The sequence below is a fragment of the Halomonas litopenaei genome (assembly GCF_003045775.1).
GTDB classification, from domain to species: domain Bacteria; phylum Pseudomonadota; class Gammaproteobacteria; order Pseudomonadales; family Halomonadaceae; genus Halomonas; species Halomonas litopenaei.
The window spans coordinates 214,336-232,345 of the sequence record NZ_PXNS01000003.1 but is presented as its reverse complement, the minus strand read 5'-3'; the positions used below and the strand labels follow the sequence as shown (position 1 = coordinate 232,345).

Sequence of the window (18,010 nt, the reverse complement as noted above, 5' to 3'; positions counted from 1 at the left end):
CGTATCCGGGCTTGAGTTATGGTGAAGCTATCACGAGCCGGATTGCCTTCAGGGAGAGAACCATGACCGTGATGACCGCCGCCGCCATCGAGGATTTTCTGGACGACGTCTTTCCCCAGCGCATGGGCACCATCGAAGCCGTCTCGGAGATGCGGGCCACCATGAGCCTGGCCATCGAGGATGAACACTTGCGGCCCGGCGCCAGCGTCTCCGGCCCGACCATGATGGGACTGGCGGACGTCTGCCTGTACGTGGCCATCCTGGCCCAGATCGGGCCGGAGCCCATGGCGGTCACCAGCAACCTCAACTGCCACTTTCTACGGCGCGCCCGGGGTGATCGCGATCTGATCGCCAACGCCCGCTTGATCAAGTTGGGACGCCGCCTGGCGGTGGGTGAGGTGGAGCTGTTCTCTGACGGAGACGAGGCGCCGGTGGCGCACGTGACGGCGACCTACGTACTGCCCGATAACGACTGAGAGGCTATCTCACACGCGGGCTCGCCATAGTCCCCAGGCCAGCGCCAGCCAGCCAAGCAGCAACAGCACGCCGCCGAGCGGTGTGATCAGCCCCAGTGGGCCGAGCCCGACGCCGTAGAGCCCGACCAGGGCCATGGCGTACAGCGACCCCGAGAACAGCAGGATACCTGCCGACCACAGCCTCAGTGCCGTCAGCTGGGCGGCCAGCGGCTGCTGGGCCCGCCAGGCCAGCAGCGCCAGGCCAGCCAGGGTGTGCCAGGCCTGGTAGCGCACCCCGGTGGTAAAGGCGGCGGTCAGACGCTCAGGCAGGCGACCGTCGAGGCCATGGGCGGCGAAGGCGCCGAGCGCCACCATCAGGGCGCCGGACAGGGCGAGGGTGATCCACCAGTGACGATCCGGCATCGAGGCTCCTTGACGACGAGAGAGAGGAATCTGCCCTCAACCGTACCCCGCGGCGGCCCGAGCCGCTACAATGTTGCCCCCGCGACATCTTGATAATGAGGTGGCCATGCAGATTCAGCTAAATGGTGAGCCCCACGCCCTCGACCGCGAGCAGACCGTGGCGGAGTTGATCGACGCCCTGGGTCTGGGCGGGCGCCGCATCGCCGTCGAGCTCAACGAGGACATCCTGCCGCGCAGCCAGCACGGCGAGACCCGCCTGGCGGATGGCGATCGCATCGAGATCGTCCATGCCATCGGCGGCGGCTGAGGCGAACCACCCGCCAGCAGATACCGACGACTATAGAGGTGCCGCTCGAAGGCGGCCTGGTTCCGTTTCGTGAGAAGGACTTGAGCATGACCGACATCTTTCAGGACAGCCCGCTGCGGGTCGCCGACCACGCCTTTTCCTCGCGTCTCTTGGTGGGCACCGGCAAGTACAAGGACTTCGACGAGACCGGCGAGGCGATCGCCGCCAGCGGCGCCGATGTCGTGACCTTCGCGGTGCGTCGCACCAACCTGGGTCAGGAGGCCGGTGAGCCCAACCTGCTCGACGTGGTGCCGCCGGAGCGCTATACCCTGCTGCCCAATACCGCCGGTTGCTACAACGCCAAGGATGCCGTGCGCACCTGTCGGCTGGCGCGGGAACTGCTCGACGGCCACAAGCTGGTCAAGCTCGAGGTGCTGGGGGACGACAACACCCTCTATCCCAATGTGGTGGAGACCCTCAAGGCCGCCGAGACGCTGGTCGCCGATGGCTTCGACGTGATGGTCTACACCAGTGACGACCCCATCGTCGCCAGGGAGCTTGAGGCCATCGGCTGCTGCGCGGTAATGCCGCTGGGCTCGCTGATCGGCTCCGGCCACGGCATCCAGAATCCGCACAATGTGCGCCTGATCATCGAGCAGGCCAAGGTCCCGGTGCTGATCGATGCCGGGATCGGCACCGCCTCCGAGGCAGCCCTGGCCATGGAGCTCGGTTGTGACGGCGTGCTGATGAACTCCGCCATCGCCCACGCGCGCCAGCCGGTGCTGATGGCCGAGGCCATGAAGCATGCCGTGCAGGCGGGGCGCCAGGCGTTTCTCGCCGGTCGCATGCCGCGTCGCGGCGCCGAGGCGTCATCGCCGTTCGCCGGCCGCATCAACGCCTGAAGCCCGCAGGAGCGGCAAGGCCCGGCCTGCCGCTCCTGCTCAGCTTCCTCGCCCTGACACTTTCACCACGCCCCCAGACATCATCATGACCGACCAAGACCGCCCCGACGAGGGCAAGACCACCGGCCCTGAAGGACCGGACGCACCGCTGCATCGCCGTGGTATCAAGAGCTATGTGCTGCGGGCCGGGCGCATGACCCAGGCGCAGACCCGTGGGCTTGAGGAAGTCTGGCCGCGGCTGGGACTGACCCTCGCCCAGGGGCGCCAGGACCTCGATGCGCTGTTCGGCCGCCAGGCGCCCAGGGTGGTCGAGATCGGCTTCGGCATGGGAGCCTCGCTGATCGAGCAGGCCGAGACCCACCCGGACACCGACTTCATCGGGATCGAGGTACACGCCCCGGGCGTCGGCAAGTTGCTCGACGAAGCCGACAAGCGTGGGCTGACCAACCTGCGGGTCTACCGCGAGGATGCCCTGGCGGTGCTGGAGCAGTGCCTGCCCGAGGGCAGCCTGACCACCCTGCAGCTGTTCTTTCCCGACCCCTGGCCGAAGAAGAAGCATCACAAGCGGCGCATCGTCCAGCCGGCGTTCGTCGAGCTGGTGCGGACTCGCCTGGCCAGCGGTGGAACCCTGCACATGGCCACCGACTGGGAAGCCTACGCCGAATGGATGGCCGAGGTGATGGAGGCAGCCCCGGGCTACCTCAATACCGCGACCCCGGAGACGGCGCCCTATGTGCCGCGTCCCGACTTTCGTCCGCTGACCAAGTTCGAGGCGCGGGGCGAACGGCTCGGTCACGGTGTCTGGGACCTGATCTTCCGCCGCGTCGACTGACGCCGGCATCGGCGGCGCGGCCCTGGCCGCGTCGCCCGGCCGCCAGCGCCCACAGGGCGCCACCCAGCGACAGCACCAGTCCCGCCAGGCCCAGCCCATCCGGGCGCTCGCCGAACAGCGAAAGCGTCATCAACAGCGTCACCGCCGGGGTCAGCGCGATCAGCGCCGAGGTCGGGGTCACCCCGAAGCGCCCCAGGCACGCCACGAAGAAGCCGTAGCCACCGAAGGTGGCCAGCACCACCAGCCAGCCAATGGTCAGCCAGGCGTCCAGCGTCGCCGGAGGCAGCGCCGGCAGGCCTGGTTCGAGCATCACCGCCGCCAGCATGAACACCAGCGTTGCCGCGCTCAGCTGCAGCGCCAGGCGGGTGATCAGTGACAGCGGCACCACACCGCCATTCTCCTCGCCGGGCCTGGCGGTCGCCGGCGGCGTCAGGATGCTGCCGATCGATACCGCGGCGACCGCGACCAGCGGCAGCAGGTAGGCCCACCAGGGGGCGCCGCCGACGCTGCGCATGTCGCCAGCGATCATCGCCATGGCGCCGAGCGTCGCTACCCCCATGCCCCACCATTGTGCGCTGTCGCTGCGCTCCTTGAGCAGGTGCCGTGCCAGCAGTGCCGCCGCCAGCGGCTGCAGCGCGCCGATCAGCGCCGCCACCGAGGCGCTCACACCTTCGGCCACCGCCACCAGCATCGTCAGCAGGTAGACGCCCACCGTCAGACCACCGGTCAGCAACTCGTGGCCTGCCTGGCGCCAGCTCGGGCGATGCCCCGGATGGCCCAGACGACAGACCACCAGCATCCAGGCCAGCAGGGTTGCCAGGGCAAAGCGCCAGGCATAGAGCCCCATCACCGGCACGTCCAGGTCCACCGCCATGCGACTGCCGACGAAACCGCTGCTCCAGCAGACCACGAAGCCCGTGGCGACCATCAAGGCACCCGAGTGCTTGCCCAGCTGCCGGGGAAGCTGGTGGAGCAGGGGGATCAGGCGGGGTAGCAGCGTCTGCATGGGGCCTCCTTGAGCACGGGTGGATGACGGCAGCGCTGGATAGACGAAGCGCTGGATGAGCAGTCTGCCGTGGTGCTAGCCTTTCGAGTAGCGAAACGTTTTTCACGCTGACTTCAATAATATTGAAGTCTTCGGGTAGGGTGGTCTGGCGCCATAGGGGGAGCAACGATGACCGAGAACACGGGAGCGGCGCTGGATCTGGAGGCGCTGCGCAGCTTTGTGACGGTGGCCCAGCAGGGCAGTCTGGCGGCGGCGGCGGAGTTGCGACACCGCACCGTCAGTGCCTTGAGCATGCAGATCAAGCGCCTCGAGCAGCGTCTCGATGCGCGCCTGCTGATCCGCGGGCCGCGCGGAGTGTCGCCGTCGCCGGCCGGCGAGGCCTTGCTGCAGGAGGCGCGTGAGCTGCTGCGCCAGCACGACGGCCTGGTGGCGCGACTGACCGGACAGGGACTCAGCGGGCGGGTGCGCTTCGGCATGCCGGAGGGCTACGCCCCGCATCTGGTCGAGCAGGTGCTGCCTGATTTTCTGGCCAGCCACCCCAATGTGCTGCTCGAGGCGGTCACGGCGCCCAGTGGAGAGCTGGCCCGGCGCCTGGAGCGCGGTGAGCTGTCGCTGGCGGTGGCGCTGGACCGTCCGCATCAGCTGACCAATGGCGAAACGCTGTGGCAGACCTCGCCGGTGTGGGCGGCGTCCCGTGAGTTTCGCGTCGCCGACGAGGCGCCGTTACCGCTGGCGCTGCATCCGCTGGACTGCCCATTCCGCTCGCTCGGGGTCGAGGCCCTGGAGAGTCAGGGGCGCGACTGGTACGCGGTCTTCACCAGTACCAGCATCCATGCGGTGGAAAAGGCCGTGGAGGTCGGCCTGGCCGTGAGCATCCTCGATCGCCAGCGGCTGACGCCGCGCATGCGCGTGCTGGATGAGGCCGAGGGCCTGCCCCACCTGGGTACCAGTGACGCCTGCCTGTACTTCAGCCGGCGCATCGCCGCAGCCTCATGGCCGGCGGTGGAAGCCCTGGCGGGGCTCTTGCGCCAGCGTCTGAGCGGTGCAGGCCCCTGGGCTGCGAATAGCCGCGAGGCCAGGCCGCTGGCACTGGGGTGAGATGAACGAGAGCGGTGAGACGCAGGGAGCGGTGCGACGAACAGGAGCCAAGGCCCTGGGGCGAGGCTGACCAGAAGCCTCGATGGCCAGAAAAAAGAAAACCGCTCCCGGGGGAGCGGTGAAAGGACCGTGACTAGCAATGAGGAGGAGAAACCAGATAGCGACTGGCAATGTCTGGTATCTGGCGCCGGCGACTCATCAACGCCGACAACCTCAGCGTAAATCATTCTCATTTTCTTCGTCAAGCGTAACGAGAATATTTTTTATTAAGGCAGTGTGTCCGCTCACACTCGCTGGCTTTCTGCCAAGGGAGACGCATGCGAGGGGCGGCGCCAAGACAGCAGGCGAAACCGGGCAGAGGCTCGGGATGGCGGAATCAAGCGGTGGCAGGACGTCTTGAGCAACGAGGCGAAGGAGTGCTGGCCGCGGGACTGAACCAAGCGGCCATGAAAAAGCCGCTTCCAGGGGGAAGCGGCGCAAGGACCGTGACTAGCAATGAGGAGGAGAAACCAGATAGCGACTGGCAATGTCTGGTATCTGGCGCCGGCGACTCATCAACGCCGACAACCTCAGCGTAAATCATTCTCATTTGTTTCGTCAACACAAACGAGAATCTTTTTTAATAAAGCCGGGGGCTGGTCTCGCCTGGCCTGGTCTCGACTTGCCCTCAGGTCAGCTGCATCCACAGCGGCAGGCTGATCATCGCCGCCAGGGTCTGGGCGGTGATCAGTCCGGCCATCAGCTCAGCGTCCCCCCCCAGCTGGCGTGCCAGAATATAGGCGGAGGTGGCGGTGGGCAGGGCGGCGTACAGCAGCGCCACATCCTGGCTGACAGGGTCGAGGCCCAGCAGCCACGCCAGCACCAGCACCAGCGCCGGCATCAGCACCAGCTTGACCAGGCTCGAGACCCACAGGCCAAGATCGCGCCTCAGCAGGGCCTGGGGTCGCAGTGCCACCCCTACGGCCACCAGCCCCAGCGGCAGCGCCGCTCGTCCCAGTAGCTCCAGGGTTCCCGCCGACCAGCCCGGCAGGCCGATACCCGAGAGATTGAGCCCGATACCGATCAGGCAGGCGAGGATCAGCGGGTTCTGGGCCAGGGCGAGCAGTGAGCGCCATAGACCTGAGCGGCCGAGGGTGCCCGCGGCGATAAAGGTCAGCACGCACAGCACATTGACCGTGGGAATCATCAGCGCCAGGGCCACCGCTGCCACCGTGGCGCCCTGGGGACCGTGCAGCGCAGCGGCGCCGGCGACGCCGACATAGGTGTTGAAGCGCACCGCGCCCTGGAAGACAGAGGTAAAGGCGGCGGCGTCGAGATTCAGGCGGGGCTTGAGCCACCACAGCAGGGCGGAGAGCACCAGCATGGTGCCCAGCAGCACCAGGGCGAGCCTGGCCACCGGTACCTGGCTGATGTCCGCCCTGGCCAGGGTCGCCACCAGCATGGCGGGAAACAGCAGAAAGTAGATCAGGCGCTCCATGCGCGCCCAGAAGTCCCCGCCTGGGATGCGTCCGACACCCAGCACGGCGCCAAGCAGGATAAGCAGAAAAAGCGGGCCCAGGGCCGCAGTGATGGAGGCCATGTACGTTCCTTGTCCGGGCGAGGCCGGTGGCAGAATAGTGCGCCGTCGAGCGTGAGTAAGCGCGCGTTGACGGCTGCGACATTGTCGCGCAGGGGGCGTCGGAGTTTTGCTGATAAGCTTACCCTACGCCCATTCCCTTTGGAGGCAGCCCTCCGACATGCATTCGCGCCAGTCCCCAGCCTCGCGCGGCGCCCGTCGTCCTCGGCTTCGCCTGCTGATCACAGTAACCGTGGTCACCTTGCTGATTGCCCTATGGTACCTGCTGCGCTACGAGCTTGGCGATCACCAGGAGACGACCTGGTATCCGGCCGCGCCCGGCTGCGATCTGCACCAGGGGCCCTGCGGCGTCGGTCTCGAGGAGGGTGAGCGGCTGACCCTGGCGATCCCGGTGGAGGGTGACATTCGCCCGCTGGAGTCGTTGCCCCTCGAAGTGCGCCTCGACGGCGTGGAAGCGCAGAACGTACGGGTGGTGTTCGAAGGGGTCGGCATGGACATGGGCGAGCATCGTTTCCATCTCGACGCCGTGCAAGGCGGCGAACCGGGCCGCTTTCAGGGAATGGGACAGCTCGGCATCTGCACCCGTGAGCGCATGACCTGGCGTGCCCGGGTCAGCTTCGATGCGCCGCGTGGGCGTCTCGGAAGTACCTTCGATCTGGACGTGGAGCGAAGCCTGCCATGACCCGACCGCAACGACAGCAGCAACGTCGACACGGCTTCGATCGACGGACCCTGGGGCTGGTCCTGGCGGCGGTGGTGATGCTGGCGGCGGCCCTGTTGTGGACCTTCAAGCCCTGGCAGCCCGCCGAGCAGGACGGGCTGGTCGCTGGTGAGATACGCCTGGCGTCGACCGTGGGCGACTTTGCGCTGAGCGATCTCGATGATGACCAGCTGGCGGTGATCTTCTTCGGCTACACCTGGTGTCCCGACGTCTGCCCCATGAGCCTGGCGGTGGTGCGCCAGGCGCGCCAGGCACTGCCCGAAGAGCAGCGTCGGCGGGTGGTGCCGTTGATGATTTCGGTGGACCCCGAGCGTGACACCCTGGAGCGGTTGTCGGAGTACCTTGAGGCCTTCGGCGACGACTTCATCGGCGCCACCGGTAGCCAGGCCGAGCTTGCCGATATCGGCGAGCGCTACGGCGTCGTCTGGCGCAAGGTCGAGACGCCGGAATCCGCCGTGGAGTATCTGGTGGATCACTCGGCCTCGCTCTATCTGGTGGACGCCAGCGGCGAAATCATCGAGCGGGTATTGCACGCCCCGACCCCGGGGCCGCTCTCGGCGGCGCTGGATCGGGCGTTGAACTAACTTCCTGCCAAGCCTAGGCCTCTAGCCAAGCAGGCGCCTCAGGGCGCCTGCTGTAGCCTGTCGAGGGCGCTCAACCTGCCCACGCGCTTGGCAAATCCCTTGCCACGCCTCAGGGCGCTTCCTGCAGTCTATCGACCATTTGCATCAGGGCGCTGACCTGACGGCCGTCCCGGCTGTCGTGCAAAGGGTCGCGCTGCCAGGTGCTCTCGCTGAACCCCCACCAGTCCCAGCATCCCTTGGGATTGGCCAGGCTGGCCTCGGCCTGGGGGTAGAGCACCACCAGGTCGTTGCTCTTGGCGTAACGGTTCAGGCCGCTTGCCCGGGTGAATGGCGTCGCTGCGCCTTCATCGTCGTCCACGCCCATCTGGCAGCCATGTAGCGCCACCACCAGTGCGCAGTCGCCGCTTTCGCACTGCTTCGGCAGATAGACAAAGCCGGTGTCGGCGAGTCCCTTGGCGTCGAACTCGCTCTGGTCGAAGGCCAGCAGGCGCACATCGTCGGCCTCGCCGGCAGGCGCCAGATCGTCCCACCACCAGCCCAGCGCCTCGCCGGCCAGGTCCAGGCCGCAGTCGAGCAGGAAAGGCGCACCGCCCTCTTCGCAGTCGGCCAGGCCCGCCTCGCCAGCGGCGTCCAGCGCCGGCCAGCCGTGCCCCGCGCCGTCCTGAAACACCGTCTTCAGTTGATCATCGTCGGCGAGCCAGTCACGCCATTGTCGAGCGGCGGCGTGTCCGACGTCGGGATCGATGGTGCCATCGTCCTCACCGTGCCAGAGATACACCTTGAGGTCGTCGAGCGATTCAGCGCTACCCGCGCGATCGAGCTCGCGGTAGTCCGCAAGGCGGCTGTCGATCGCCGCCAGGTCGGGGTCGCCAAGGCGAGTGAACATGCACTGACCCAGCGCCACTCCCAGCTCGCCCCGGGCACAGCCCCAGGGGCCGGCGGCGACCAGCCCGAGCGCATCGAAGCGCTCGGGCCAGGCCACCGCCAGCTGCGCGGCCATGTAGCCGCCGGACGAGACGCCGATGGTGGCCAGACGGTCCTTCGAGAGACCCAGCGCGGGCAGGGCGTCGGGGGAGTCGGCCGTGGCCTGAGGTGCCAGCACGAAAAACGCCAGCCCCGCGAGGAGGCTGGCGTTGGCACGACTAAGGTGAGTCATCGACTCAGCCTTCGTCGCTGGGGTTCACGTCAAGCAGCTCGACCTTGAAGATCAGGGTCTCGTTGGGGCCGATGGGGCCCTGGCCACGCGCGCCGTAGCCCAGCTCCGGCGGAATCACGACTTCCCAGGTGTCGCCCACGTTCATCATCTTCAGGGCTTCCTGCCAGCCCTCGATGACCTGGCCCACCTGGAAGGATACCGGCTCGCCGCGCTCGTAGGAGCTGTCGAACACGGTACCATCGATCAGCTTGCCTTCGTAGTTGACCTGCACGGTGTCGCCGGCCTCGGGGGAGGCGCCGTCACCTTCCTCGAGCTCCTTGTACTGCAGCCCGGAGTCGGTAGTGGTAACGCCGTCCTTGTCGGCGTTCTCGGCCATGTAGGCCTCGCCTTCCTGCTTGTTGGCGTCCGCCTGCTGGGCCATCTCTTCGGCACGTTGCTGCTGTTCTTCAGCACGCTTGGCCATGGCCTCTTCCTGGAACTTGGTCAGGGCGGCGGCGATCTCCTCGTCGGTCATGTCGAGGCCGTCGTCGGCGAACACGTCCTTGATCGCCTCGCTGAAGGCATCCGTGTCGAGGTCTTCCACGTCTTGCTTGATGCTCTGGCCCAGGGTCACACCCAGGCTGTAGCTAAGCTTTTCCTGGTCGCTCTCGGGGGCGGAAAAGGCCATGGGAGCGGCGCCCAGCAGGGCGATCAGGGAGGCGGAAGTCAGCAGTGTCTTCATGGAAATCCTTGGCTGGCGCGTTGGCCGTAGTGTGAATGTCGTTGTTGTGACTGTAACAGGGGCAAAAGGGTTCCGCACCCGCCGTGCGTTACCCCCTACGAGGCAGGCCCGGGCATGACCCGGGCCTGTGGTTGCGGCTACGTCTGTGGTAGCCGTGATGAGTGTGGCGCTAGACCACCAGGGTCGGACACTGCGCCGACCCAGACACCCGCTGGGCGACACTGCCCAGGATCAGGCTGGCGTCGCCGTTGGTGCCCTGGGCGCCGATCACGATCAGATCGCACTCGCGCTTGCGGGCGAAGCGCACGATGGTGCGCGAGGGGCGGCCTCCCTTGACGAAGGCGCGCACCTTTTCCAGCGGTACCCCCAGTTCCACCGCGTGGTTCTTGGCATGCACGGCGATCTCCGAGGCGTACTCCTTGAGGGCATCGTCGGGCAGGTCCAGCTTGTCCGGGCGAACCATCGACAGGGAGGCCTCGAGCAGACTGTGGTGCTTGAACACGCACAGGATGTAGAGCTCGGCGCCGGTCAGGTACTGCAGCCCCACGGCCTTCTCCAGCGCCTTGAGGGCGCCCTTGGAGCCGTCCACCGCCACCAGGATTCGATTGAACATCGGTCTCTCCTCAAGCTTGGTCTCCGCGCAGCTGACAGACGCCGCCTAGCGGAAGGCGACGTCGCGCAGGAACAACGCAATCTGCGGGAACATGATCAGCAGGGCCGCGGCCAGGATCAGCAGGAACACGAACGGAGGTGTGCCCTTGATCACGTCCAGGTAGGGCCGCTTGAAGATCGCGATGGCGGTAAAGATGTCGCAGCCGAAGGGTGGCGTCGCCGAGCCGATGGCCACTTGCAGGGTGATCAGGATACCCACCAGCACCGGGTCGAGTCCGGTGGCCTCGATGGCCGGCGCGAAGATCGGCGTCAGCACCAGGATGACCACGATCGGGTCGACGAACATGCAGGCCACGAAGAAGGCGATGCAGATGGCGATCAGCACGCCCGTGGGACCCGCTTCGTTGATCCCGGCCGCCTCGAGCATGGCCTGCGGAATCTGGGCGAAGGAGATGATCCACGAGAAGCCGTTGCCCACGGCGACCAGGATGAACACCACCGCGGTGATCAGGCCGGTGGACTTGGCGATGGCGTAGATGTCGTTCATCTTCAGCGATCGGAACACCACGAACTCCAGCAGCACCGCGTACAGCACGCAGGCCGCGGCGGCCTCGGTGGGGCTGAAGATGCCGCCGTAGATGCCGCCGACGATGATCACCGGGAAGCCCAGCGGCCACAGCGCCTGACGCACCGCGGAGAGACGCTCGCTCCAGGACGCCTTGGGCTCGGTGGGGACGTCGCGGATCACCGCGTAGAGCACGCAGTAGATGGAGAACATCAGCAGGATCAGCAGGCCTGGCCCGATGCCGGCGATGAACAGCTCGCCGATGGAGGTGCCCGAGATCACGCCATAGATGATCATGCCGATGCTGGGCGGGATCAGAAAGGCGATGTCACTCGAGTTGATGATCAACGCCAGGGTGAAGGAGTCGGAGTAGCCGGCCTTGAGCATGCGCGGGCGTAGCGGCGAGCCCACCGCCACCACGGTGGCCTGGGTCGAGCCGGACACGGCGCCGAACAGGGTGCAGGAGGCCGCGGTGGATACCGCCAGGCCGCCCTTCACGTGGCCGATGAAGGCCATGACCATGTTGATCAGGCGCTCTGCCGACTGGCCGCGGGTCATGATGTCGGCGGCGAGGATGAACATCGGCACGGCGATCAGCGAGGCCGGCCGGATGCCCGCCATCATCTGCTGGATCAACGTGTCCATCTGGTCCAGGCCGTTGAACATCATGAAGAAACCGATGACCGCCGCGGTGATCAACGGGATCATCATGGGGAAGCCCAGCAACAGCAGGGCGATCATGGTGGTGACCATTATGGTTGTCATTGGGGCTGTCCTCCTGCTGCCACCGTCGCGTCACTCATACTTCGGTCTCCGTATCCTTGTAGCCATCCAGCACGCCGGTCGACAGGTAGACGTCGCGGGAGGTCAGGTTCTTGATGGCGGTGAGCAGGTACTGGATACCGGTGATCAGAAAGCCCAGCGGTACCCACAGGTAGATCCAGAAGATCGGGATGCCAAGGGCGGGCAGAATGCGCCCCTTGTCATACAGGTCGACGATGTAGATCACCGAGTAGTACAGCAGGAAGAACATCACCAGAGAGGTAAACAGGGAGATGAAGATCATCAATGCCTTGCGGCCACCTACCGGCAGGGCATCGTAGATCGCCGACATGCGAATATGGCGCCCGTGGCGCGCCGCATAGCCGATACCGGCAAAGGTGATCATGATGATCAGAATGCGGTTGATCTCGCCGCTGAAGAAGATGCTCTCGCCGAGCACGAAGCGGCCAACGACGTTGGCGATGGTATTGGCCGCCATCAGCAGCACACCCACTGCAAGAATGATGGCTTCCAGCTTGCTGATCCACGTATCGATGGTGCCCAGAAAACCAGGCAACCCCGAGTGGTAGTGCTGTTCGGATTCTTCTTCGGTCATGATGGGATCCTTGGTCGGGAATTCCGGGAGAAACGCACGTACCTGTATCGCAGCGTACGCCCTCTGGGTCGCGGTTCGCAGCCATCTGGTCAACGCTGGATGCACGCAGCGCGCCTGGCGTGGCGGCGACTGTCGGGTCGCTATTCAGGGCTCTGGAAACACAAAAGGGGCAGCCGGGTAGGGCTGCCCCTTTCGGGAGCGATGGCTCAGACGAGGATTACTCCTCGCCGGACTGAACCGCTTCCAGGTCAGCCTTGAACTGGTCGAGCAGTTCCTGACCGCCTTCACCGGTCATCTCGATGAACTTCTCCTCGACCTGCGGAGCGCGATCCTTGAAGGCCTGGATCTGTTCGTCGTCCAGGCGAGTCACGGTGACCTCGTCAGACGCTTCCTGGATCTTGCCGAGTGCTTCTTCGGCGAGGCCCTGGATGTGCTCGATGGTGGTGTCGTAGGCGGAGTCGGTGGCGTCCTGGACGAGTTGCTTGTCCTCGTCGGACAGGCCGTCATAGAAGTCCTGGTTGGCCATCATGGCGGTGGTGAACCAGCCGTGGCCGGTGAAGGTCAGGTTCGGGGAGACCTCGTACAGACCGCCGGACTCGATCCAGAAGATCGGGTTTTCCTGACCGTCGATGATGCCGGTCTGCAGACCGCCGTAGACCTCACCCCAGGGCAGCGGCGTGGGGGTCGCGCCGAAGGCGTCGTAGGTCTCCGCCAGCAGCGGGTTGGTCATGGTGCGGATCTTCTTGTTGTCGAAGTCCTCCGGCGAGGTGATCGGCTCGTCGGCGGTGACCACCATTTCCCCTTCCGGGTACATCTGCATCAGCTTCAGCCCGTGCTCGGCGTAGAGCTCGGGGAACATCTCGTTGATCGCCTTGCTCTCGTCGAAGAACTTCAGCACGGTTTCTTCGTCGGTGGGCAGCAGGTAGGGAATGAAGAAGATCTGGGCTTCGGGAATCAGCGCGCCGGTGAAGCCGGGAGACTGGTTGACGAACTGCAGGATGCCGTTCTGGGTCTGCTCCATGATGTCGTCGGATTCGCCCAGTTCGCCGAAGCGGTAGACCTGGACGGAATGGTCGGAATTCTCCTCGACGTACTGCTTGAACGCCTGGGCAAAGACGTCCTGGACATCGCCCTCGTACTCTTCGTGGGCGTAGCGCCAGTTGTCGGCCATGGCGGTGGAGGAAAGACCCAGCATCAGGGCGCCGATGCTGGCGGTGGTCAGCAGCTGTGTTGCCTTCATTCTTGTGGTTCCTCTGCAGGTGTTGGAGCTATGGGCGGATCGCGTTCGCCTGTTGTATTGCTTCGTGTCTCGCTTCGGAATCTCGGACCTTGTGCTATTGGCGCGAACAAGATCGATCATGCAAAAAATGCAGGAATTCTCATGCAGTTAACGTCAGGCTAGCGCGCTGCCGGAAGAGGGTCAAGCTGGCTTTCCACGCTTCTTATGGCCATAAGTTGCGTTTTTTTCTGCCGTTGTTGGCTAGAAAGCAGCACATTTTCTAGACCTTGGAGTCTGGCGGGTATCGGCGAGAAAGCCAGTTCGTTCAGGCTAATTTTCATGAGCATCTGCAGGCATTGTTGCTCGGCTTCGAGCTCCGCTTGCTTGATCCGCGAGCGAACGCTCGCCACCTGCGGGTCGGCTTGCGCCTGGGACTTCAGATCCCTGCGCAGTCGGCGCAGCGGTTGGGTGACCTCGCGCTGCCAGGCGGCGACCTCTGACGGCAGTGCACCTGCCTGGGCGCCCTGTTGATACAGCCAGCATCGCCACAACAGTTCACACACGTCCCAGCCGTGCTCATCCTGCAGCGTCAGGCAGGCTTGCTCGACGCCTGGCCGGGCATAGATTGCCAGGGCGAAGTCCCATAGCGGCGAAGTCGCCAGGCGAGGGCGCAGGCGAGCGGTGAATTCGGTAGAATCGGGGTCCAAGACGATATCCTTCTTTTATTAGAGAAGCTCGCGGGTGCCCGGCCCGGCGGGCTCATCCCGATGGAGCCGTGATGATTGCACTGCGCCAAGTAACCCTGCAACGCGGCGCCGAGCCGTTGTTCGAGGGTGCCGACCTGACCCTGCACGCCGGCCACAAGGCCGGTATCGTGGGCCCCAATGGCGCCGGCAAGTCCAGTCTGTTTGGCCTGATCCTCGGCGAGATCGGCGCCGACAAGGGCGCGGTCGAGATGAGTGGCGGCCAGCGCATTGCCCATATGGCGCAGGAAGTCGAGGCGCTGTCTCGCCCCATCATCGAGTACGTGCTCGACGGGGATGCGGAACTAAGGCGTACCGAGGCTGCCCTCGCCTCTGCCCAGGCCGACGGTGACCACCACCGTGAGGCCGAACTTCACGGCGCCATCGAGGCGCTGGACGGCTACAGCGCGCCAGCCCGCGCAGCCCAGCTGCTGGTCGGGCTGGGCTTCGCCCAGCACGATCTGGACAAGCCGCTGTCGGCGTTCTCCGGCGGTTGGCGCATGCGAGCCAACCTGGCGCGTACCCTGTTCATGCCCTCCGACGTGCTGCTGCTCGACGAGCCGACCAACCACCTGGACCTGGACGCCCTGCTGTGGCTAGAGCAGTGGCTGACGCGCTATCCCGGCACCCTGTTGCTGATCTCCCACGACCGCGACTTTCTCGATGCGGTGTGTGACCACATCGTGCACTTCGATCGTCGCAGCCTGGTGCTCTATCGGGGCAACTACACCACCTTCGAGCGGACCCGGGCCGAGAAGCTGGCGCTGCAGCAGGCCCAGGCCGAGAAGCAGCAGGCGCGTCGCGAGGAAATCGAGAAGTTTGTCGCCCGCTTTCGCTACAAGGCGACCAAGGCGCGCCAGGCCCAGAGCCGACTGAAGATGCTCGAGCGCATGGGCGACATCGCCCTGGCCCACGTCGATTCCCCCTTTCACTTTACCCTGCCGGCGGCGGACAAGACGTCCCATCCGCTGCTGGTGATCGATGACGCCAGCCTGGGCTATCGTCGTGAGGACGGCAGCGAGCGCACCCAGCTGTCCGACGTGAAGCTGACCCTGCTGCCGGGGCAGCGCATCGGACTGCTCGGTCCCAATGGCGCGGGCAAGTCGACCCTGATCAAGTCGCTGACCGGCGATCTGCCGCTGCTCTCTGGCCGTCGGGTGCCCGGCGAGCACCTGGCGGTGGGCTACTTCGCCCAGCACCAGCTCGAAGGGCTCGATCTCAAGGCGACCCCCTTCACCCATGTTCAACGCCTGTCGCCCCAGGCCGCCGACAGCGATATCCGCAACTTCCTGGGTGGCTTCGGCTTTCCAGGAGACGACGTGTTTGCCCGGGTCGAGCTGTTCTCCGGCGGCGAGAAGGCACGCCTGGCGCTGGCCCTGATTGCCTGGCAGAAGCCCAACCTGCTGCTGCTCGACGAGCCGACCAACCACCTGGACCTGGAGATGCGCGAGGCGCTGACCGAGGCGTTGGCGTCGTTCGAAGGGACGGTGATCGTGGTATCCCACGACCGCCACCTGCTCAAGGCCACCGTCGACGAGTTCTGGAAGGTCGCCGACCATCGGGTCGAACCCTTCGATGGCGATCTGGAGGATTACCGGGCCTGGCTCAAGTCACGCCTGGAAAGCGATCGTCGCGCGGCCAGGGAAGACAAGGCCGACAGGGCCGAGGCTGGCCAGGCCGCCCCGCGGGAGGATCGCAAGGCCTCGCGCCGCGCCGCCGCCGAGCTGCGCGAGAAGCTCAGGCCCTTGAAGCGCGAGCGGGACAAGGCCGAAAAGGCCATGGAGAAGGTCCAGGCTGAGCTCGGCGAGGTGGAAGCGCAGCTCGGCGACGCCGAGCTCTACACCGACGCGGCGCGCAAGCAGGAACTGACCGACTGTCTGGCGCGCCAGGGCGAGCTCAAGGCGCGCCTCGAGGAGCTGGAGGCCGACTGGCTCGCCGCCGAAGAGGCGCTCGAGGAAATGAACGAGGCGCTATCGGGCTGAGCCACGCTCGGTTCGATAGCGCCTCGGGTCGCCGGATCGCTCGATAGCCGGGGCGAGTGGGTGTGGCGAACGGCTATTGCGAGTCGCACCGGGATGAGGCGGGCACGCTAGCGGGAGCCGTGTCGCTGGCTTCCATGCGCGCGGCCAGCCGCTCGCGCTCGGCCTGCTCGTCGGCCAGGCTCTTGTGAGGCAGCAGCAGATTGAGCAGCACGGCGGTGAGCGCCGCCGCCACCACGGGTGATCCACCGATCGCCATCTCGATCGTGTCCGGCAGCGCGGCGATGGCCTGCGGCGCCGCGGCGAGCCCGAGGCCCAGCGCCAGCGCCAGGCTGGCGATGGTCATGTTGCGCCCGGACAGCTCGTCGCGGGTCAGCAGCTGGATACCGGTCATGGTGATCATGCCGAACACCGTGATGGTGGCGCCACCGAGCACCGGATAGGGGATGGTGGTCATCAGCGCGCCGAACTTCGGCATCAGCCCCGCCGCCAGCAGAAACAGCGCCGCCAGTGCCAGCACCGAACGACTGATGACCTTGGTCATGGCGACGATACCGACGTTCTGGCTGAACGACGCCGTCGGCAGAGCCGCGAACAGGGCACCGACCAGAGTGCACAGGCCGTTGCCCAGCAAGCCCCCGGACAGCTCCCGATGGCCCAGCTCGCGATTCATGCCACCGATGGTGGTAGCGGATAGATCACCGATGGTCTGCACCGAATTGACCACGCAGATGATCACCATGGACAGGATCGCCACCGGCGCGAATTCGAGCGTCACGGGGAGCGGGCGCGGCGCACTGAACCAGGCAGCCTGATGCACCGCAGTGAAGTCCACCATGCCCAGCGCGAGTGCCAGCGCGTAGCCCACCACGATGCCGCAGATGATCGCGGCGAGCTTGATGAAGCCCCGCCCGAACTGGGAAATCGCCAGCACCACGGCCAGAGTGACCAGCGCCACCAGCCACTGCCTGCCGCCACCGTAGTCGGCGCTCCCCTTGCCCCCGGCCATGTAGTGGATGGCGATGTCGTAGAGCGACAGGCCGATCACCAGCACCACCACCCCCGCCACCACCGGTGGAAACAGATGACGCAGCGGGCGGATACCGAACCCGACCAGCAGCATCGCCATGCCGCCGATCAACTGGGCGCCGAGGATGCCGCCGAGGCCATACTGGGCGCCCACGGCGGTCAGGGTGGGCACGTAGGCAAAGCCGACACCGAAGATGGTCGGCAGGCGGGCACCGAAGCGCCAGACACCGAACAGCTGGATCAGCGTCGACAGCGCCGAGGCCACCAGCGAAATCTGGATCAGCAGCAGGGTTTCGGCGGTGGAGGCGCCGATGGCACCGGAGACGATGATCGGCACCGTGATGGTACCCATGATCATGGCGAGGATGTGTTGCAGCGACAGTGGCAGGGCACGGCTCAGTGGTGGCCGGCCGTGGAAGTCGAAGACCGAGACGCTGACGGGGTAGCGGGCGTTGTTCATGGATACGATCACCGGTTGTTTTTGTATACAGGTGATTGTGGTAAATGTTTCCATAAACATCAAGGCGAGACGGGGCGAGACGAGACAGCCTGGTTTACCGCCCCGCCGACATCGCGTTGCATCGGGCTTTTGAAGATCAGACAGGCGGCAGGACGCCGCGTGCGCTGCATGTTGGCGCTCGGCGCCAGGAGGGGGCTCTCAGCTCTCCAGGAGAAAGGTCACCGGCTCGTCGTTGATTAATCGTCCTGAAGGTGAGCTGCATGTT

18 protein-coding genes and 1 pseudogene are annotated in these 18,010 nt (G+C 65.7%); 8 read left to right on the top strand and 11 right to left on the bottom strand.

Features of this window, described 5'->3' with window-relative positions:
- Positions 1 to 62: 62 nt before the first annotated feature.
- Positions 63 to 476, top strand: a complete 414-nt coding sequence (locus C6W88_RS06215; protein ID WP_045993913.1) for a PaaI family thioesterase — start codon at positions 63 to 65, stop codon at positions 474 to 476.
- Positions 477 to 485: 9 nt separating this feature from the next.
- On the opposite strand, the gene C6W88_RS06210 is transcribed toward C6W88_RS06215, so the two are convergent.
- Entirely contained in the window at positions 486 to 878 is a 393-nt protein-coding gene (locus tag C6W88_RS06210; protein WP_108131877.1) for a DUF423 domain-containing protein, read from the bottom strand.
- Between the two features lie 106 nt (positions 879 to 984).
- On the opposite strand from C6W88_RS06210, the gene thiS reads away from it, so the two are divergent.
- From thiS to trmB, 3 genes are all read left to right on the top strand, one after another.
- The gene (gene thiS, locus C6W88_RS06205) at positions 985 to 1,185 is read left to right on the top strand and encodes a sulfur carrier protein ThiS (protein WP_181248714.1); all 201 of its coding nucleotides are present in this window, start codon (positions 985 to 987) and stop codon (positions 1,183 to 1,185) included.
- 86 nt (positions 1,186 to 1,271) lie between these two features.
- Complete coding sequence (locus tag C6W88_RS06200; protein ID WP_045993915.1) at positions 1,272 to 2,066, top strand: thiazole synthase; 795 nt, start codon at positions 1,272 to 1,274, stop codon at positions 2,064 to 2,066.
- 85 nt (positions 2,067 to 2,151) lie between these two features.
- On the top strand, positions 2,152 to 2,898 hold the full coding sequence (gene trmB, locus C6W88_RS06195) for a tRNA (guanosine(46)-N7)-methyltransferase TrmB (RefSeq protein WP_045993958.1): 747 nt from the start codon (positions 2,152 to 2,154) through the stop codon (positions 2,896 to 2,898).
- Between the two features lie 58 nt (positions 2,899 to 2,956).
- On the opposite strand, the pseudogene C6W88_RS06190 reads toward trmB, so the two are convergent.
- Positions 2,957 to 3,826 (bottom strand): annotated as a pseudogene (locus C6W88_RS06190) (DMT family transporter); the annotation flags it as partial.
- A 246-nt stretch (positions 3,827 to 4,072) separates the two neighbouring features.
- Here C6W88_RS06190 and C6W88_RS06185 point away from each other — a divergent pair.
- Positions 4,073 to 5,002: a LysR family transcriptional regulator gene (locus tag C6W88_RS06185; RefSeq protein ID WP_045993916.1), complete on the top strand. Its 930-nt coding sequence runs from the start codon at positions 4,073 to 4,075 to the stop codon at positions 5,000 to 5,002.
- A 667-nt stretch (positions 5,003 to 5,669) separates the two neighbouring features.
- Here C6W88_RS06185 and C6W88_RS06180 read toward each other — a convergent pair.
- On the bottom strand, positions 5,670 to 6,581 hold the full coding sequence (locus tag C6W88_RS06180; RefSeq protein ID WP_108131876.1) for an AEC family transporter: 912 nt from the start codon (positions 6,579 to 6,581) through the stop codon (positions 5,670 to 5,672).
- Between the two features lie 238 nt (positions 6,582 to 6,819).
- On the opposite strand from C6W88_RS06180, the gene C6W88_RS06175 reads away from it, so the two are divergent.
- Positions 6,820 to 7,260, top strand: coding sequence for a hypothetical protein (locus C6W88_RS06175; protein ID WP_375038223.1), 441 nt, complete (start codon positions 6,820 to 6,822; stop codon positions 7,258 to 7,260).
- Positions 7,257 to 7,883 carry an SCO family protein gene (locus tag C6W88_RS06170; protein ID WP_231498547.1) on the top strand — a complete coding sequence of 209 codons (627 nt, stop codon included), beginning with the start codon at positions 7,257 to 7,259 and terminating at the stop codon, positions 7,881 to 7,883. Before C6W88_RS06175 ends, C6W88_RS06170 begins: the two co-directional genes overlap by 4 nt.
- 109 nt (positions 7,884 to 7,992) lie before the next feature.
- On the opposite strand, the gene C6W88_RS06165 is transcribed toward C6W88_RS06170, so the two are convergent.
- The 7 genes from C6W88_RS06165 to C6W88_RS06135 all read right to left on the bottom strand — a co-directional run bounded on the left by C6W88_RS06165 (position 7,993) and on the right by C6W88_RS06135 (position 14,241).
- Positions 7,993 to 9,039, bottom strand: coding sequence for an alpha/beta hydrolase family protein (locus C6W88_RS06165; RefSeq protein ID WP_108131874.1), 1,047 nt, complete (start codon positions 9,037 to 9,039; stop codon positions 7,993 to 7,995).
- A 4-nt stretch (positions 9,040 to 9,043) separates the two neighbouring features.
- A complete protein-coding gene (locus C6W88_RS06160) occupies positions 9,044 to 9,760 on the bottom strand; it encodes an FKBP-type peptidyl-prolyl cis-trans isomerase (protein ID WP_045993921.1) in 717 nt (238 codons plus the stop codon).
- A gap of 169 nt (positions 9,761 to 9,929) precedes the next feature.
- Positions 9,930 to 10,373, bottom strand: coding sequence for a universal stress protein (locus tag C6W88_RS06155; protein ID WP_045993922.1), 444 nt, complete (start codon positions 10,371 to 10,373; stop codon positions 9,930 to 9,932).
- 45 nt (positions 10,374 to 10,418) lie between these two features.
- On the bottom strand, positions 10,419 to 11,702 hold the full coding sequence (locus C6W88_RS06150; protein WP_045993923.1) for a TRAP transporter large permease: 1,284 nt from the start codon (positions 11,700 to 11,702) through the stop codon (positions 10,419 to 10,421).
- 34 nt (positions 11,703 to 11,736) lie between these two features.
- A complete protein-coding gene (locus C6W88_RS06145) occupies positions 11,737 to 12,315 on the bottom strand; it encodes a TRAP transporter small permease (protein ID WP_045993924.1) in 579 nt (192 codons plus the stop codon).
- Positions 12,316 to 12,532: 217 nt separating this feature from the next.
- Complete coding sequence (locus C6W88_RS06140) at positions 12,533 to 13,555, bottom strand: TRAP transporter substrate-binding protein (protein ID WP_108131873.1); 1,023 nt, start codon at positions 13,553 to 13,555, stop codon at positions 12,533 to 12,535.
- Between the two features lie 158 nt (positions 13,556 to 13,713).
- A complete protein-coding gene (locus C6W88_RS06135) occupies positions 13,714 to 14,241 on the bottom strand; it encodes a TIGR02444 family protein (protein WP_045993926.1) in 528 nt (175 codons plus the stop codon).
- 71 nt (positions 14,242 to 14,312) lie between these two features.
- Here C6W88_RS06135 and C6W88_RS06130 point away from each other — a divergent pair, with 71 nt between their 5' ends.
- Positions 14,313 to 16,259 (top strand): ATP-binding cassette domain-containing protein, encoded by a 1,947-nt coding sequence (locus C6W88_RS06130; RefSeq protein WP_108131872.1) that lies wholly within the window; start codon positions 14,313 to 14,315, stop codon positions 16,257 to 16,259.
- A 73-nt stretch (positions 16,260 to 16,332) separates the two neighbouring features.
- Here C6W88_RS06130 and C6W88_RS06125 read toward each other — a convergent pair whose 3' ends face one another.
- Positions 16,333 to 17,745 carry a uracil-xanthine permease family protein gene (locus C6W88_RS06125; protein ID WP_108131871.1) on the bottom strand — a complete coding sequence of 471 codons (1,413 nt, stop codon included), beginning with the start codon at positions 17,743 to 17,745 and terminating at the stop codon, positions 16,333 to 16,335.
- Positions 17,746 to 18,010: the final 265 nt, after the last annotated feature.

Excerpts from the sequence above, each read along its gene's own strand:
- C6W88_RS06215 (WP_045993913.1), top strand. The coding sequence starts at position 63 with ATGACCGTGATGACCGCCGCCGCCATCGAGGATTTTCTGGACGACGTC.
- C6W88_RS06210 (WP_108131877.1), bottom strand. The coding sequence starts at position 878 with ATGCCGGATCGTCACTGGTGGATCACCCTCGCCCTGTCCGGCGCCCTG.
- thiS (WP_181248714.1), top strand. The coding sequence starts at position 985 with ATGCAGATTCAGCTAAATGGTGAGCCCCACGCCCTCGACCGCGAGCAG.
- C6W88_RS06200 (WP_045993915.1), top strand. The coding sequence starts at position 1,272 with ATGACCGACATCTTTCAGGACAGCCCGCTGCGGGTCGCCGACCACGCC.
- trmB (WP_045993958.1), top strand. The coding sequence starts at position 2,152 with ATGACCGACCAAGACCGCCCCGACGAGGGCAAGACCACCGGCCCTGAA.
- C6W88_RS06185 (WP_045993916.1), top strand. The coding sequence starts at position 4,073 with ATGACCGAGAACACGGGAGCGGCGCTGGATCTGGAGGCGCTGCGCAGC.
- C6W88_RS06180 (WP_108131876.1), bottom strand. The coding sequence starts at position 6,581 with ATGGCCTCCATCACTGCGGCCCTGGGCCCGCTTTTTCTGCTTATCCTG.
- C6W88_RS06170 (WP_231498547.1), top strand. The coding sequence starts at position 7,257 with ATGACCCGACCGCAACGACAGCAGCAACGTCGACACGGCTTCGATCGA.
- C6W88_RS06165 (WP_108131874.1), bottom strand. The coding sequence starts at position 9,039 with ATGACTCACCTTAGTCGTGCCAACGCCAGCCTCCTCGCGGGGCTGGCG.
- C6W88_RS06160 (WP_045993921.1), bottom strand. The coding sequence starts at position 9,760 with ATGAAGACACTGCTGACTTCCGCCTCCCTGATCGCCCTGCTGGGCGCC.
- C6W88_RS06155 (WP_045993922.1), bottom strand. The coding sequence starts at position 10,373 with ATGTTCAATCGAATCCTGGTGGCGGTGGACGGCTCCAAGGGCGCCCTC.
- C6W88_RS06150 (WP_045993923.1), bottom strand. The coding sequence starts at position 11,702 with ATGACAACCATAATGGTCACCACCATGATCGCCCTGCTGTTGCTGGGC.
- C6W88_RS06145 (WP_045993924.1), bottom strand. The coding sequence starts at position 12,315 with ATGACCGAAGAAGAATCCGAACAGCACTACCACTCGGGGTTGCCTGGT.
- C6W88_RS06140 (WP_108131873.1), bottom strand. The coding sequence starts at position 13,555 with ATGAAGGCAACACAGCTGCTGACCACCGCCAGCATCGGCGCCCTGATG.
- C6W88_RS06130 (WP_108131872.1), top strand. The coding sequence starts at position 14,313 with ATGATTGCACTGCGCCAAGTAACCCTGCAACGCGGCGCCGAGCCGTTG.
- C6W88_RS06125 (WP_108131871.1), bottom strand. The coding sequence starts at position 17,745 with ATGAACAACGCCCGCTACCCCGTCAGCGTCTCGGTCTTCGACTTCCAC.